Genomic DNA, 14,268 nt, shown 5'->3' with positions numbered 1-14,268 from the left:
CGAACGCCGACGAAAGGATCACGCCTCATGGCCATTTCCCCTCTTGCCGCGCCGCTTGACTTGCCCATTGGCGTCAGACTGGCCAACCGCATCGCAAAAAGCGCCATGACCGAAGCTCTGGCTCGCCCGGACGATGCGCCGAACTCGGCCCATGACACGCTCTATGCCCGTTGGTCCAAAGGCGGGATGGCGGTGCAGGTGACCGGCAACGTGATGATTGATCGCCGATATCTGGAACGGCCCGGCAATGTGGTGGTTGAGGACCGGCGCGACATGACTGCGCTGACATCCTGGGCGGCGGCGGGCAAATCGGGAGGCAGCCAGATCTGGATGCAAATCAGCCATCCCGGCCGCCAATGCCCCATCGTCGTCAACACAAAACCGCTGTCTCCTTCGGGCGAAAAATTGAAGATACTGGGTCTGTTCGGCACGCCGAAAGAAATGGCCGAGGCCGATATCGAGGATGCGATCCAGCGCTATGCCACAACGGCGCAGATCGCGCAGGAGGCCGGGTTCGACGGCGTCCAGATACATGCTGCCCATGGCTACCTCATCAGCCAGTTCCTGTCGCCGATCACAAACCGGCGCAGCGACCAATGGGGCGGGTCGGTCGAAAACCGCGCGCGGTTCCTGCGGCGGGTTTATGCGGCGGTGCGGTCCGCCGTTGGTTCGGGCTTTCCCGTAGCGGTCAAATTGAACTCGGCGGATTTCCAGAAAGGTGGGTTCAGCCTAGAAGACAGCACCTGTGTCGCGATGTGGCTTGAGGACGACGGGATCGACCTGATCGAACTGTCGGGCGGCACTTACGAGCAGATGAGTTTCGTTAACGGCACGGACGCGACCGAACAGCGCGACAGCACCCGAAAGCGCGAGGCGTATTTCCTTGAGTATGCACGCAAGCTGCGTAAGGCGGTCAGCGTTCCGATCATGGTCACCGGCGGGTTTCGCAGCGCCGAGGCCATGGAACAGGCACTGATCGAAGACGGCATCGACATGATCGGTCTGGCACGTCCGCTGTGCATTGACCCGGATGCGGCGGGCAAGCTGATCAACGGAACAAAGCGTCAAGTTGGCATTGACGAAAGCGGGTTGATGCTGGGCACCGGGTCGCTGGGGGCCAGCACGAAAAACTGGTTCGTGAACCTGATCAACACGGTGTCCAGCGTTGAATATTACGCGTGGCAGATGACCCGCATGTCGCGGGGGGAGCCGCCGCAGACCATCCACCGCAACAGCACCCTCGGCACGTTCCTTTGGTATCTCACCACAACAACGCTCAAGGGGTTGCGCCGCAAATTCGGCTGATCAGGTGTTGAAGAGGAAGTGCAGCACGTCGCCATCCTTGACGACGTAGGACTTGCCTTCGGCGCGCATCTTGCCTGCTTCCTTGGCCAGGTTTTCTCCACCAAGCGAGACGTAATCGTCATAGGCGATGGTTTCGGCGCGGATGAAGCCCTTCTCAAAGTCGCCGTGGATCACGCCTGCGGCTTGCGGGGCGGCGGTGCCTTTGGTGATCGTCCAGGCGCGGGCCTCTTTCGGGCCGACGGTGAAGTAGGTCTCAAGTTGCAAGAGCTGGTAGCCCGCACGGATCACGCGGTCGAGGCCGGGTTCCTCGAGGCCCATTTCCGACAGGAATTCCTGTGCTTCGTCTTCGTCCAGCTGGCTGATCTCTTCCTCGATCTGGGCCGAGATGACGACATGGCTGTTGCCCTGTGCCGCCGCCATTTCACCCACCGCGTTGGACAGCGCGTTGCCGTCGGCGGCATCCGCCTCGGAGACGTTGCAGACATAAAGCACCGGCTTGGTGGTCAGCAGTTGCAGCATGTCCCACGATTTGCGGTCCTCGTCATCGACGGGAACGGTGCGGGCGGGTTTGCCCTCTTCAAGCGCGGCCAAAGCGGCGCGCATCAGGCGTTCCTGCTGCACCGCCTCCTTGTCGCCGCCGCGCACCTTGCGGACGATGTTCTGCAACCGCTTTTCAAGGCTTTCGATATCGGCAAGCATCAGCTCGGTCTCGATGGTTTCGGCATCAGCTACCGGATCGACACGGCCGTCCACATGTACCACGTCACCATCCTCAAAGCAGCGCAGCACATGGGCGATGGCGTCGGTCTCGCGGATGTTGGCCAGGAACTGGTTGCCCAGACCTTCGCCCTTGGAGGCACCTTTGACCAGACCGGCAATGTCGACGAACGTGATGCGCGTCGGGATGATCTGCTTGGATTTCGCGATATCGGCCAGTCGATCCAGCCGTGCATCGGGGACAGCCACGTCACCGACATTGGGTTCGATCGTGCAGAACGGGAAATTCGCCGCCTGCGCCGCTGCGGTCTTGGTGAGCGCGTTGAAGAGGGTCGATTTGCCCACGTTCGGCAAACCCACGATTCCCACCTTGAAGCCCATGTCAATCTCTCCTGATCTTGCAGATTTGCGCCGCTTCTATGCGTTGGCCGCGGGCGCTGCAAGGCGGCTGAGATTGGGGATCATTTGGAACCAGAAGCGGTTGTTCAAAAGCACCGCCGCAACCGCAAGGCCAAGAACCAGCCCGATCCAGATGCCCGTCGCGCCCCAGTCCGCAACAAAGCCCAGAACCACGGCGGCGGGCAGGCCAACCCCGAAATAGGACACGGCGGCGAGGAGCATCGGCAAGCCAGCATCTTGCACGCCCCGCAACAGGCCAAGTGCCACAACCTGTGCGCCGTCCACCAGTTGGAAGATCGCAGCGAGGATCAGCAGTGTGATGCCCATGGTGATGATCTCGTCGCGTGCAGGGTCATCGGGGTCGAGGAAAGCCGCGATCAGCGGTTCGGGCACAGCGACAAAGAGGATGATTGTGAGCACAGCGATAAAGGCCGAGAGCGCCAGAGCGACGATCCCGCCCCGCGCCATATGCGGCCAGTCCTTGCGGCCAAAGGCATTGCCCGCGCGGACGGTGGCGGCGTTGGACAGGCCAAGATGCAACATAAAGGTCATCGACGCCAGTTGCAGCGCGATCCCATGCGCGGCCAGCGGAATTGTCCCAAGCCAACCCATCATGATGGCAGATGCCGCGAACAGCATAGTTTCCGACAGCGAGGTCAGACCGATGGGGACGCCCAGCATGAAGACCTCTGCGAACATCTCGTTGTCGGGTTTCCAGAGCCGTTGGAACAGGCTGTGTTCAGGTACGAAACGGCGGATATAGACCACGATCACCAGCACCGAGAACACATGTGTGCTGAGCGACGCGATCGCCGCACCCTGAAGCCCCAGTTCGGGAAAGCCAAAATTGCCGAAGATCAGCGCAAAGTTTGCAAGTGCGTTGTAGGGCACAGCCACAATCGTGACCCAGAACACCACCTTGGTTTTCTCAAGCGCCGCCAAATAGCTTTTGAGCGTCATTGTCACAAGCGCGGGTAACAGCCCAAAAGCCAACACTCGCAGATAAACCTGCGCCTCGGACGCGATCACCGGCGTTTGGCCCAACAGCCGCAGCAAAGCCTCGGACCACCACAGAAGCGGAAACATCACCACGCAAAAAAGTGCCGACAGCCATAACCCCATGCGGGTGGCACGGCGCACTTTCTGATCGTCACCTTCGGCGGCATAAGACGCCACCATCGGCATCACTGCCCAAGCGAACCCGCAACCGAACAGGAACAGCGTGAAGAACAGCGTGTTGGCCAACGTCACCGTCGCCAATGCCTCGGCCCCGTACCAGCCCACCATGATGGTGTCGGTCAGGCCAATGGCCATCTGCGCCATGTGCCCACCCACCAGTGGTAACCCCAAAACGAGGATGGCCCTGACATGGGCCGGGTATGACATCTGTTTTGCGTGCATGCCGGTCGGTTAGACCCGCCCTTAGATTGGGGCAAGCGTTTTGTCGGGTCAGATTGCGCGGATCAGGAACTGTGCGGCAAGAATGGCAATGATCAGCCCAGCGCCGGTTTCGATCACCCCGGCGATCCGGGCGGTGTGTGGACCGTTGGCGAACCGGGCCAATGCGCCTTCGCGGAAGGTCACCGCTCCGGCGGCGGCGGCAAGGGTCACGCTGGCCGTCCCCAGACCCATTGCAAAGGTGCCAAGGATTCCCGCCAGTTCGATTCCCATGCTGACCGACAGGATCAGCAGGAACAGCGCCCCGGTGCAGGGGCGGATCGCAATTGCCCCGATCAGCACCAGCGCATCGCGCAGCGAATGGACGTTTTTCGCCTGTTCCGGCGTCGGCGCATGGGCATGGCCACATGTGCCGCAAACGCCGTCTTCGCCGGAGTCATGGTGGTGATCGTGATCATGGTGGTGGTGCTCTACCGTCCTCCAGTTTGACCAAAGCCGCACCGCGCCGCGCAGCGCAAGCCATGCGCCGATGGCGCAGATCGCGGCATAGCTGAAGGGGGCGAACCAGTACTCGGCGGCGTCGACCATCTCTTCGCGGCCAAGGCCCAACAGCCAGACGCCAGTATAGACCACGACGATGGCCATCCCCGCCTGCGCAAGGCTCGACAGCACCGCAAGCACCGACAGTCGGGTCAGAGCCACGCGCTCCGCAACGCCGTACCCCGCAATCAGGATCTTGCCATGGCCCGGCCCGACCGCGTGGAAGAAGCCGTAGCCGAAACACACCCCCATCAGCGTCATCAACGCACCCGGCTCGTTGGCCCTCAGCGCACGCAATCCCTGCGCCATACCACTTTGTGCGGCGCGTTGGCCCTCGGCGGCCCAGCGCTCCAACATCTGCGCGCCGTCAAAGCCCCAGAGCCAAACCGCAAGCGCGACGACGACAACTGCGGCTAGTTGGAGGGCGGTGCGCATGACATCGTGATCGAGTCAGAAAAGTGAATACCGACGCGCATCTCGTTGAAGATGTCTTCCATTGATCCACCGTCCAGTTCCTTGTCGACGGCAGCCTGCGCAGCGGCTTGATCGGGATCAGTGACGGTGGCAGCGCAACCGGGATCGGTCAGGGATACGCCTTGTGATACGTCATAGGCGACATAATAGGTCGGATCGTATTGCAGCACTTCGATTGCCTCGACAGCAACCGGGGGGATCTCGCGGAAATGGGTCGCGGTGATGAACCCGCCCTCCACCGCGATCCCGATGGGACGCGGGCGCGGCATCTCGATCTTTTCTCCCGCGGAATAGACGTAAAGATCGCCTTCGAACCCTTCTGGCCATTCGATCAGGTCAAACCCGAACAGTGTGTCCAGTTCCGCTTCAGTCAATTCCCCATCGCCATCGGCATCGAGGCCCATGTCTTCGAGAATGAGCAGCGTGAAAAAGTCGTCATAGGTCCACGTGACCGTGACCCCTGTCACCTCGCGCTGGTCATTGATTTCGAACCGCAGCGCGGTCTCGACAAAGATGTGCGGATGCGCGCCAAGCGGCGCGGCGACCAAACCAAATGCAAAGGCGCAAAGTGCGTGTTTCATAGGAACCGGAGGTAAGGCCCCCGGCCCCCTAAAGCAAGGTCATCCACCGCCGGGCGGCAGAGAATTGCGCAATCGTCAGGCCCGGGTTTTGCGCGCGTCCGGATGCAGCGCCGCGCCCAGAATGTGATCGGACCGATGGATCACGTGCCCGGCCCCACCCACGATCAACGGATCGGGCGGTGTGGCAATCGAGAGATCCTTGCCCGGATAATCCAGCGTCGACAGAAAATGCTTCATGCAATTCAGGCGCGCGCGTTTCTTGTCATCGGATTTAACGATAGCCCAAGGCGCATCAGCGGTGTCGGTGTAAAAGAACATCGCCTCTTTCGCTTCAGTGTAATCGTCCCACTTGTTCAGACTGGCCTTGTCGATGGGCGACAGCTTCCACTGTTTAAGCGGATCGGTTTCACGGCTTGCAAAGCGGCGTTTCTGTTCGGCCTGCGTGACCGAGAACCAGTATTTGTAAAGCCGTATGCCCGACCGCGTCAGCATGCGTTCGAAATCCGGGGTCTGCCGCATGAATTCAAGGTATTCGCCCGGTTCGCAAAACCCCATAACCCGCTCGACCCCGGCACGGTTGTACCACGACCGGTCATAAAGCACGATTTCCCCAGCCGTCGGCAGATGTTCGATATAGCGCTGGTAGTACCATTGCCCGCGCTCCACATCGGTGGGCTTGTTCAATGCCACCACGCGCGCGGTGCGAGGATTGAGGTGTTCGGTAAAGCGCTTGATCGTGCCGCCCTTGCCCGCAGCGTCCCGGCCTTCGAAGATCATGACGAACTTTTGCCCGGTGTCTTGTGCCCAAAGCTGCACTTTCAGCAATTCCGCCTGAAGCGCGGCTTTCTCGGCCTCGTAGGCGCTACGAGACAGGCGGCTTCGATAGGGATATTTCCCAGACTCGAAGGCGCGACGCACATCATCGGCCGTGACCGCCTTCTTGGGTGTGACTTGAACCTCTTTAAGCGCGCCGGTCGGTTGTGGGGTCGTCGACTCGTCGGCGGCGATGGCGGGGGATGAAGGCATGCAAATCTCCGGGTGCTGAATGTGATCGTACGGCGCATCGTAACAGGAACGTAAAAAGGTCTCTTTGACACGCATCAAAAACAGAACGCCCAGCCCCATTGATTTTCCCGCGCAACTCCGGCAATCGGGTCCGACCAGTTCAGGAGACCACCATGACCCGTATCGACGCCAAATTCGCAGAACTGCGGAAAGCCGGAAAAAAGGCCTTTGTGTCCTACGTGATGGCGGGCGATCCCGACTTCGACACATCGCTGGAATTGGTCAAAGGACTGCCTGCCGCCGGTGTCGACATCATCGAACTGGGCCTGCCCTTCACCGACCCGATGGCAGACGGCAGCACGATCCAGCTTGCCGGTCAACGCGCGCTTGAAGGTGGCATGACGCTGGACCGCACATTGGAACTGGCCCGGACCTTCCGGCAGGACGACGACACGACCCCCATAGTGATGATGGGCTACTACAACCCGATCTATTCGCGCGGCGTGGATACGTTTTTGGTGCAAGCCAAAGAGGCAGGCATCGACGGTCTGATCATCGTCGACCTGCCACCCGAGGAAGACGACGAGCTGTGCATCCCGGCGCAGGCGGCGGGCTTGAACTTCATTCGTCTGGCGACACCAACCACCGATGACAAACGTCTGCCCAAGGTGCTGCAGAACACGTCTGGCTTTGTCTACTACGTGTCGATCACCGGCATCACCGGCGCCGCCGAAGCGCAGGCCACGGACGTCGGCCCCGAAGTCGCGCGGATCAAGTCACAGACCGACCTGCCCGTGATCGTGGGCTTCGGTATCAAGACCCCCGACGCGTCGCAGGCGATTGCCAGCGTGGCCGATGGCTGCGTTGTGGGCTCAGCCATCGTGGCGGAACTGGCCAGCGGCAAGTCTGTGACCGAGGTTCTGGCCTTCGTCAAATCCCTTGCAGACGGCGCACACCGTGCCTGATCCAATGCCGGAGTTCTGGGCGACAGATGCGCTTTATGCGGCGTTTCACGGCAATATGCAGGTGCCGCCCCTGACCGACTCTATGCCTGACCTGACGCTGGATCAGGGCTACCGCATCGCATCCGAGCTCCACGCCCGGCGGCTGGCCAATGGCGAAACAATGGCGGGCCGCAAGATCGGGTTCACCAATCGCACGATCTGGCCGATCTATAATGTCGACGCACCTGTCTGGGGCTGGATGTATGACAGCAGCGTTCATGACATCCCTTCAAATGGCGTAATCACGCTGCCCGCCCTACCAGAACCTCGGATCGAACCCGAGATCGTGTTCGGCTTCAAAGCCTCCCCCACCCCCGACATGGACCTGACCGCGCTGGCCGATTGCATCGACTGGGTCGCGCACGGGTTTGAAATCGTCACCTCGCTCTATCCCGGCTGGCGGTTTACCGCACCTGACAGCGTGGCCGCGATGGCGATGCACGGGGCATTGTGGATCGGCCCGCGCATGGCCCCAACACGGGACCGGCTAGAGGCATTGACCACCTGCGGCATCACCCTGACCGGTCCCGAGGAGAGGCTGATCGGCCACGGTGTCGATGTGCTTGGCGGACCACTGACCGCGCTGCACTACCTTGTCAGCCAGATCGACCGCATGCCCGGCGCTGGCCGGATCCAACCCGGCGCAGTGGTCACGACCGGAACGCTCACAGATGCGCGCCCCATCGCGGCTGGCCAAGTGTGGCGCACGGACTTCGACACACCGCTGTTGCAAGGACTTTCCATCAGGGTGACCTGAGTTCAGTCCCGCGCCGCATCCATCCGCTTGCGCAGCCGCTCCAGCAGGGTGATCACTTCGGTGAGTTCATGTCGATCCAGCGTGTCTGAAAACGCGGCGACATCAGGTGCAAGGCTTGCGATGGCGTCATCCCGAAACCTGTGCGCCGCTTCTGTCAGCCAAACCTGTTTGCTGCGCGCATCGTCGGGATTGGCGCGCATTTCAACAAACCCGCGCTTTTCCAACCCGGCCAGCGTGTGGGTCATGCTGGTCTTGGGCACCTGAAACGCACGGGCCAATTGTAAGGGCGTGCGCCCGTCCTGCACCCGGATCAGGTGGTTGATTACGGCGAATTGCGGCAACACCATCCCATCCGGCAGCCGCGCCTCGAAAGCGGCGCGGCTGAGTTGATTGATGATGCCGATTTCGTTGAACAGTTGGAAATAGAGACCGTTCAGCTCTGGCGCAGCATTTGTTTCAGGCATTATTCGATTTTGGCCTCATCCGGGTTTCCAGCGGCCAGCGCGGTGTGCGCGGCGTCGCTGAAGCGTAGCCCAGAAGTCCAAGCATTTGAACAGTGCCGCCAGCAGGCGCATAGGCATCATGGATCGCGGCATAAGGCGCGGCCATTTCCGGGTATTCCTGCAACGCCTGACTGACCGGCCGCACCCCCAGCCCGGCACCTGTAGCCGCAAGGTTGAGCTGCAACCACCGCGCCCCGGATACGATCTGATCGGCGCGTGTGTTGCCCCCACTGGTCAGCACCACCAATCCGGCAGCCGAAGCGATGGCGTCCACGGTGCCCTGAATAGCGCCCTGTGCCGCCATCGTGGTCGGATCAAGCGATGCCTCGCGGGTCAGCAATCCCATCCGGTTCAGCGCCTCGAACATGGGCCCACCCAAGTCGATCCCATCGGGCTGAGCGTTGATCTCTGCCTTGCCGATCCGCAAAAGGTCGATGCTTTCCTTCCAAGCCTCAAAGGTTGCGGCCTCGATCAACCAAGCCTCGGTCGCCAGCGCGCGCAGGGCTTCGGCCTCGTCCCCTTGTGCCAATAGATCGACGTGGGGCGAGATTGCGTCCATCGCTGCTGCGTTGAGCGGACGGTCCGCGAACACGTCTTTATGCGACCGCCGCTCAAAGACATACGCAAAAAGCGGATCGGGTTGCGCGGCATCTGCCACAAACCGGCAAACCGCAACGGGGCCGGTTTCGCCGTCGGGGAACAAGGTCTGCTCGATCCCGTAACCTTCTTCGGCGGCGGCCATACGCATCAGGTCCAGAAAGCACCCCATTCCGATGGTCAATTGTCGCGCAAACGGGTCGGTCACCGGCAGATCGCGGGCTGGGTCGCGCCAGATATGGACGCTGTCCTCACCCACCAATTCGGCCTCCCACGGCTGACGGTTATGCGGGTTCGGTGCCAGCAGCGCATAGGACATCGCGCGCAGACGTGGATCGGGATACTGCCCCGCGCTGTCCCACGGCGCGAGAGCCTTGGCAGGGGTGCGGGTGGCAGCGAACAGGCCCAGGCCAGAGGCGGCGGCAACAACGGTGCCACCCCCGATCAGGCCAAGTGTTTCGCGACGGGAATAAGTCATAGGTTTCTCCTTTGGTTCGATATCGCACTATTTAGTACGATATCGAACCAGTCAATCCCCAAGCGAAAATGTCGTCAGGGCAAAAATGCCGCGTTGCGCGAATTGACCAACATTGGTAAAGAAAACTAACCAATACATCCGAAAGGCCACGCCATGCCCGTGATCACCGAAATCGAAGACCTTCGCCGTATCTACAAACGCCGCGTCCCAAAGATGTTCTTCGACTACACGGAATCGGGCAGCTGGACCGAACAGACCTTCCGCGAGAACTCTTCTGATTTCGACAAGATCTACCTGCGCCAACGCGTGGCCATCGACATGGAAGGCCGCAAGACCGCATCGCAGATGATTGGTCAGGATGTAGCGATGCCTGTTGCGCTTGCCCCGGTGGGCCTGACGGGGATGCAGCATTTCGATGGCGAGATCAAAGCGGCCAAAGCAGCGGAAAAGTTTGGTGTGCCTTACTCGCTCAGCACCATGTCGATCTGTTCGATCGAAGATGTGGCCGAGAACACGTCCAAGCCGTTCTGGATGCAGGTGTACACGCTCAAGGACGACGATTTCATGCAGCGCCTGTTCGACCGCGCCAAGGCCGCCAAGTGTTCGGCTGCGATCATCACGGTCGACCTGCAACTGCTGGGCCAGCGCCACAAGGATGTGAAGAACGGCCTCAGCGCGCCGCCCAAGTTGACGCCCGCCTCGGTCGCAAACATGATGACCAAGGTGCAGTGGGGTCTGGGCATGCTCCAAACCAAGCGGCGGTTTTTCGGCAATATCGTGGGGCATGCGAAGGGTGTGAAAGATCCATCGTCGCTGTCGTCATGGACCACGCAGGCGTTTGATCAGGCCTTGAACTGGGATCGCATCCAGGAATTCCGCAAGATGTGGGACGGCCCGCTGATCATCAAGGGCATCATGGATCCGCGCGATGCGCTGGAAGCGCTGAATGTCGGTGCGGATGCAATCATCGTGTCGAACCACGGTGGGCGGCAACTGGACGGCGCGCTGTCGTCCATCCGCGCGCTCGAGCCGATCATGGACGTGGTGGGCGACAAGATCGAAGTGCATCTCGACAGCGGCATCCGCTCTGGTCAGGACGTGCTCAAGGCGCTCGCGATGGGGGCCAAAGGCACCTATATCGGCCGCGCCTATGTCTATGGTCTGGGGGCCAACGGGCAACAGGGTGTGACGGACGCACTGAACGTGATCCACAAGGAACTGGAGGTGTCGATGGGGCTGTGTGGGCGCACGGATGTGAACAATCTGGACCGCGATATCCTGATGATCCCCAAGGGTTTCTCGGGCGACTGGGCCGAGTGAGACACGGATGATAGGCTGCCTCGGATGTGCCCAAGGAAGCTGTGTGGCAAACAGGACCGGCATCCTCGGGCTAGACCCGAGACGCCGTTTGGCATGTGGTCCTCGGAAAACAGTCCAAGGATAACGTATTGTGAAGAAGAAGCGGCGCCGCTCTGTGGCCTGACCGTTCTCTCATTCTGTCGGGGCTGCCCCCGTGACCTGTGCCCCTATGGAGCCTTCTGAAACCGGTTTCTCAGGGTCGGCCCTTGCGGGCGACTGAGAGCAGTCAGTTCAAGTGTCGCGGCATGGGAGTGACCCTGCCCGCTCGATGCGCATCGTAGGCGGAGGTATGGATGACGTGTCATTAAGAGTTCGGAAATCCAGCGTACGGTGGACGGTCTTTCGAAAGACCGTCAACACGGTTTCGAAACCGTGTGTCCCGCGGAGTCTCATGCGCTGACACAGAGCCTTCGAAGGCTATGATGCGCATTTTCGAAAATGCGCACCCCCGATCAGGCTTCCTGCGACCCACGTTCCATGACAGGGTTGGTCTATGTCCGATCAGGCCGTGTTCCTCAAAGGCAATCTCTTCCGCCACATCTCGGTGATGTCGCTGACCGCCTCGGTGGGACTGATGGCGGTGTTCGCGGTCGATTTCGTCGACATGATCTTCATCTCCATGCTGGGCAAAGAGGAGCTGGCCGCAGCCGTGGGCTATGCAGGCGCGATCCTGTTCTTTACCACCTCCTTCAACATCGGCATTGCCATTGCAGCGGGCGCATTGGTGGCGCAGGCTTTGGGCGCCGGGGACGAAGACCTGGCGCGGCAACGGGCGTCCAACGCGCTTGCGGCGGGCGTCGTCTTTGCCGCGCTCTTTGCCATGCTGGTCTGGCAGAACCTTGGTGTGCTGGTTGGACTGCTGGGGGCTACGGGAGAGACGGCGGACCTTGCGGTTCACTACCTGCAAATCATCGTCCCCTCCCTGCCGGTTCTTCTGATCGGTATGGCGGGTGGTGCGATCCTGCGCGCCCACGGCGATGCGCGACGGGCGATGACCGCCACAGTGGCCGGCGGATTGGTGAATGCCGCTGTGGCCCCGATCCTGATTTTTACCTTCGGATTGGAACTGACCGGTGCAGCACTCGGGTCCGTGCTGGCCCGGATCACCATTGCAGGTTTGGCCCTTGTTCCCATCTTTCAGCACCACGGCGGGCTGAGCACGCCCCGCCTGAGTGGGTTTTTCAAAGACCTGACCCCGATCCTTGCCATTTCCCTGCCTGCGATCCTGACCCAGCTGGCAACTCCAGTTGGACAGGCCTGGGTTACGCGATCCATGGCGGAATACGGCGAAGAGGCTGTTGCAGGCATGGCGATCATTGGCCGCCTGACGCCAATTGCCTTTGGCACCATCTTTGCGCTGTCGGGGGCGGTTGGTCCGATCATCGGTCAGAATTACGGCGCGCGGGATTTTACCCGCGTCCGCCGCGCGCTCTATGATGCGCTGTTGTTCACGGGGATCGTCGTGGTGATTGCAACGGTGATCCTGTTTTTCCTGCGTGGCCACATCGCGGCATTGTTCAATGCCGAGGGTGTGTCGTTGTCGCTTATCTTCCTGTTCTGCGGGCCACTGGCGCTGGCGTTCTTTTTCAACGGGATGCTGTTTGTGTCGAACGCCTGTTTCAACAATCTGGGCCGCCCGTTCTATTCGACATGGCTCAATTGGGGACGCCACACATTGGGGACTATCCCACTGGTCTGGTTGGGGTCGATCCTGTTCGGCGCGCCTGGCGTGTTGATTGGGCAGGCGGCGGGCGGGGTGTTTTTCGGCGTTTTGTCCATCGTGCTGGTGCGCCGCACGATTGACGCGGTCCAAGCGCAGGGCGAGACACCCAAAGGCCCGCGCCTGTTCCAGCGGCAAGCGCGCCAGATCGCGCTGTTCTTCGGACGGCGTTAGGGCGCGCTCCGTCGTGACAACACCGGGACCAGCAGCAGTGGCACAGCGAACAGAACACCGCCGATCGTCAGGAATGACACGGCAAGCCCAAAGCCCTCGGACAGAAACCCCATCAGCGGTGGGCCAACAAAGAACCCGGCATATCCGACCACCGAAATCCGCGAGATCGCGTGGCTGCGATACCGGTTCGGGACCATCCGCCCGATCCACGCATAGGCCATCGGGGCCATCACCGACACGCCCAACCCAAGGATGGAAAAGCCCAGATAGGCCACACCCAGCGATGGCGCAGTGGCCGCAATGCAAGCGCCGATCCCGGCCGTCACCGACGCCCAGCGGATTACCATTCGTTCGGACACACGGTTGGCCACGACCTGCCCGGTCAGACGACCAACTGCCATCGTAATGCCAAGCAGTGCAGGGCCCAATGCACCCTGCGCAGCACCCGCCCCAAGGTTGCGTTCGAGATGCAGCGCCGACCAGCCTTCGGTGGCCTGTTCCGACATAAAGGCGATCAGAATGATCATCCCGCCGGGCAAAAGCAGCGCCCACGGCAACGGTGCCACCTCGACCCCGTCGGCCTCGTGTTCGGCATCGGCCACAGGAGCGGCAAAGGCTTGCAGCATCAGCACGCCGATCAAAAGACCACCCCCGGTTAGGATCGCAGCCGGGCCCAACCCAAGCTCGCGCGCCAGCCCCGTGGCCAACGCGCAGAACGCATACGCCACCGAAAACACAGCGTGGTTCAGGTTCATCAGGCTGCGCCCGACCTGCGCCTCAAGCGCGCTGACGCGGGCGTTCATCGCCACATCGAGCGTGCCCGAGGTCATCGTGACACCCAGCATGGCAAGTGTGAACATCACCCCATTGGTCGTGTGCCCCGGAAGCAGGGTCGCCACCGCAAGCAGCGCCGTCAGCACGCCCAGTGCCCGCGCGCCCAGCCCGCGCTCGGCCAAAGGTGCCAGCCACATCGCCATCACCGCCCCAATCGAGGTGATGAGCAGCGCCAGCCCAAACTGCCCATCCGACAGCCCCACCTGCGGCTTGATCACCGGCACTAGTGCGGCAAAACTGCCCCAGAACACACCGACAGCGGCGAATCCAGCGGCGGGTCCGCGGCTGATATAGAGATCACGCAAAAGGTTCATGCTGCCGCCAGTGCCACGCCGCATCGCAACGGTCCAGCCCACAAACGGCACAGGATGGGCGGAATCTGCAACCTTCGCTCTTGCCCTACGCGGGAATCCAGTCTATCGC

Annotated in this window: 13 protein-coding genes; 5 read left to right on the top strand and 8 right to left on the bottom strand. The window is 61.3% G+C overall.

The window, feature by feature from the left end; all coding sequences use genetic code 11:
• Positions 1-27: 27 nt before the first annotated feature.
• Positions 28-1,305: an NADH:flavin oxidoreductase/NADH oxidase family protein gene (locus tag ACK3EW_RS03515; RefSeq protein ID WP_493808472.1), complete on the top strand. Its 1,278-nt coding sequence runs from the start codon at positions 28-30 to the stop codon at positions 1,303-1,305.
• Here ACK3EW_RS03515 and ychF read toward each other — a convergent pair whose 3' ends face one another.
• The 5 genes from ychF to ppk2 form a co-directional block, all read right to left on the bottom strand.
• Positions 1,306-2,403: a redox-regulated ATPase YchF gene (gene ychF, locus ACK3EW_RS03510; protein WP_493808471.1), complete on the bottom strand. Its 1,098-nt coding sequence runs from the start codon at positions 2,401-2,403 to the stop codon at positions 1,306-1,308.
• 36 nt (positions 2,404-2,439) lie between these two features.
• Positions 2,440-3,807, bottom strand: a complete 1,368-nt coding sequence (locus ACK3EW_RS03505; protein ID WP_493808470.1) for an MATE family efflux transporter — start codon at positions 3,805-3,807, stop codon at positions 2,440-2,442.
• A 63-nt stretch (positions 3,808-3,870) separates the two neighbouring features.
• Positions 3,871-4,794: a nickel/cobalt transporter gene (locus ACK3EW_RS03500; RefSeq protein ID WP_493808469.1), complete on the bottom strand. Its 924-nt coding sequence runs from the start codon at positions 4,792-4,794 to the stop codon at positions 3,871-3,873.
• Positions 4,773-5,414 carry a DUF1007 family protein gene (locus ACK3EW_RS03495; RefSeq protein ID WP_439118490.1) on the bottom strand — a complete coding sequence of 214 codons (642 nt, stop codon included), beginning with the start codon at positions 5,412-5,414 and terminating at the stop codon, positions 4,773-4,775. Before ACK3EW_RS03495 ends, ACK3EW_RS03500 begins: the two co-directional genes overlap by 22 nt.
• A 75-nt stretch (positions 5,415-5,489) precedes the next feature.
• Complete coding sequence (ppk2, locus tag ACK3EW_RS03490; protein ID WP_493808468.1) at positions 5,490-6,440, bottom strand: polyphosphate kinase 2; 951 nt, start codon at positions 6,438-6,440, stop codon at positions 5,490-5,492.
• Between the two features lie 152 nt (positions 6,441-6,592).
• Here ppk2 and trpA point away from each other — a divergent pair, with 152 nt between their 5' ends.
• Positions 6,593-7,384, top strand: a complete 792-nt coding sequence (trpA, locus tag ACK3EW_RS03485; protein ID WP_439118492.1) for a tryptophan synthase subunit alpha — start codon at positions 6,593-6,595, stop codon at positions 7,382-7,384.
• Complete coding sequence (locus ACK3EW_RS03480) at positions 7,377-8,180, top strand: 2-keto-4-pentenoate hydratase (protein WP_493808467.1); 804 nt, start codon at positions 7,377-7,379, stop codon at positions 8,178-8,180. Before trpA ends, ACK3EW_RS03480 begins: the two co-directional genes overlap by 8 nt.
• 2 nt (positions 8,181-8,182) lie before the next feature.
• On the opposite strand, the gene ACK3EW_RS03475 is transcribed toward ACK3EW_RS03480, so the two are convergent.
• Entirely contained in the window at positions 8,183-8,644 is a 462-nt protein-coding gene (locus tag ACK3EW_RS03475) for a MarR family winged helix-turn-helix transcriptional regulator (RefSeq protein WP_493808466.1), read from the bottom strand.
• Complete coding sequence (locus ACK3EW_RS03470; RefSeq protein WP_493808465.1) at positions 8,637-9,758, bottom strand: Acg family FMN-binding oxidoreductase; 1,122 nt, start codon at positions 9,756-9,758, stop codon at positions 8,637-8,639. The genes ACK3EW_RS03475 and ACK3EW_RS03470 overlap by 8 nt, the downstream gene beginning before the upstream one ends.
• Before the next feature lie 153 nt (positions 9,759-9,911).
• On the opposite strand from ACK3EW_RS03470, the gene ACK3EW_RS03465 reads away from it, so the two are divergent.
• Positions 9,912-11,078, top strand: coding sequence for an alpha-hydroxy acid oxidase (locus tag ACK3EW_RS03465; RefSeq protein ID WP_493808464.1), 1,167 nt, complete (start codon positions 9,912-9,914; stop codon positions 11,076-11,078).
• Positions 11,079-11,610: 532 nt separating this feature from the next.
• On the top strand, positions 11,611-13,011 hold the full coding sequence (locus tag ACK3EW_RS03460) for an MATE family efflux transporter (protein WP_493808463.1): 1,401 nt from the start codon (positions 11,611-11,613) through the stop codon (positions 13,009-13,011).
• Here the strand turns inward: ACK3EW_RS03460 and ACK3EW_RS03455 are convergent.
• The gene (locus ACK3EW_RS03455; protein ID WP_493808462.1) at positions 13,008-14,183 is read right to left on the bottom strand and encodes an MFS transporter; all 1,176 of its coding nucleotides are present in this window, start codon (positions 14,181-14,183) and stop codon (positions 13,008-13,010) included. The genes ACK3EW_RS03460 and ACK3EW_RS03455 overlap by 4 nt on opposite strands.
• Positions 14,184-14,268: the final 85 nt, after the last annotated feature.

The sequence above is a fragment of the Marivita sp. NO-S04 genome, from assembly GCF_059070475.1.
The sequence above is the reverse complement of the archived record's forward strand: the minus strand, read 5'-3'. Positions and strand labels throughout refer to the sequence as shown.

Excerpts from the sequence above, each read along its gene's own strand:
- ACK3EW_RS03515 (WP_493808472.1), top strand. The coding sequence starts at position 28 with ATGGCCATTTCCCCTCTTGCCGCGCCGCTTGACTTGCCCATTGGCGTC.
- ychF (WP_493808471.1), bottom strand. The coding sequence starts at position 2,403 with ATGGGCTTCAAGGTGGGAATCGTGGGTTTGCCGAACGTGGGCAAATCG.
- ACK3EW_RS03505 (WP_493808470.1), bottom strand. The coding sequence starts at position 3,807 with ATGTCATACCCGGCCCATGTCAGGGCCATCCTCGTTTTGGGGTTACCA.
- ACK3EW_RS03500 (WP_493808469.1), bottom strand. The coding sequence starts at position 4,794 with ATGCGCACCGCCCTCCAACTAGCCGCAGTTGTCGTCGTCGCGCTTGCG.
- ACK3EW_RS03495 (WP_439118490.1), bottom strand. The coding sequence starts at position 5,414 with ATGAAACACGCACTTTGCGCCTTTGCATTTGGTTTGGTCGCCGCGCCG.
- ppk2 (WP_493808468.1), bottom strand. The coding sequence starts at position 6,440 with ATGCCTTCATCCCCCGCCATCGCCGCCGACGAGTCGACGACCCCACAA.
- trpA (WP_439118492.1), top strand. The coding sequence starts at position 6,593 with ATGACCCGTATCGACGCCAAATTCGCAGAACTGCGGAAAGCCGGAAAA.
- ACK3EW_RS03475 (WP_493808466.1), bottom strand. The coding sequence starts at position 8,644 with ATGCCTGAAACAAATGCTGCGCCAGAGCTGAACGGTCTCTATTTCCAA.
- ACK3EW_RS03470 (WP_493808465.1), bottom strand. The coding sequence starts at position 9,758 with ATGACTTATTCCCGTCGCGAAACACTTGGCCTGATCGGGGGTGGCACC.
- ACK3EW_RS03465 (WP_493808464.1), top strand. The coding sequence starts at position 9,912 with ATGCCCGTGATCACCGAAATCGAAGACCTTCGCCGTATCTACAAACGC.
- ACK3EW_RS03460 (WP_493808463.1), top strand. The coding sequence starts at position 11,611 with ATGTCCGATCAGGCCGTGTTCCTCAAAGGCAATCTCTTCCGCCACATC.
- ACK3EW_RS03455 (WP_493808462.1), bottom strand. The coding sequence starts at position 14,183 with ATGCGGCGTGGCACTGGCGGCAGCATGAACCTTTTGCGTGATCTCTAT.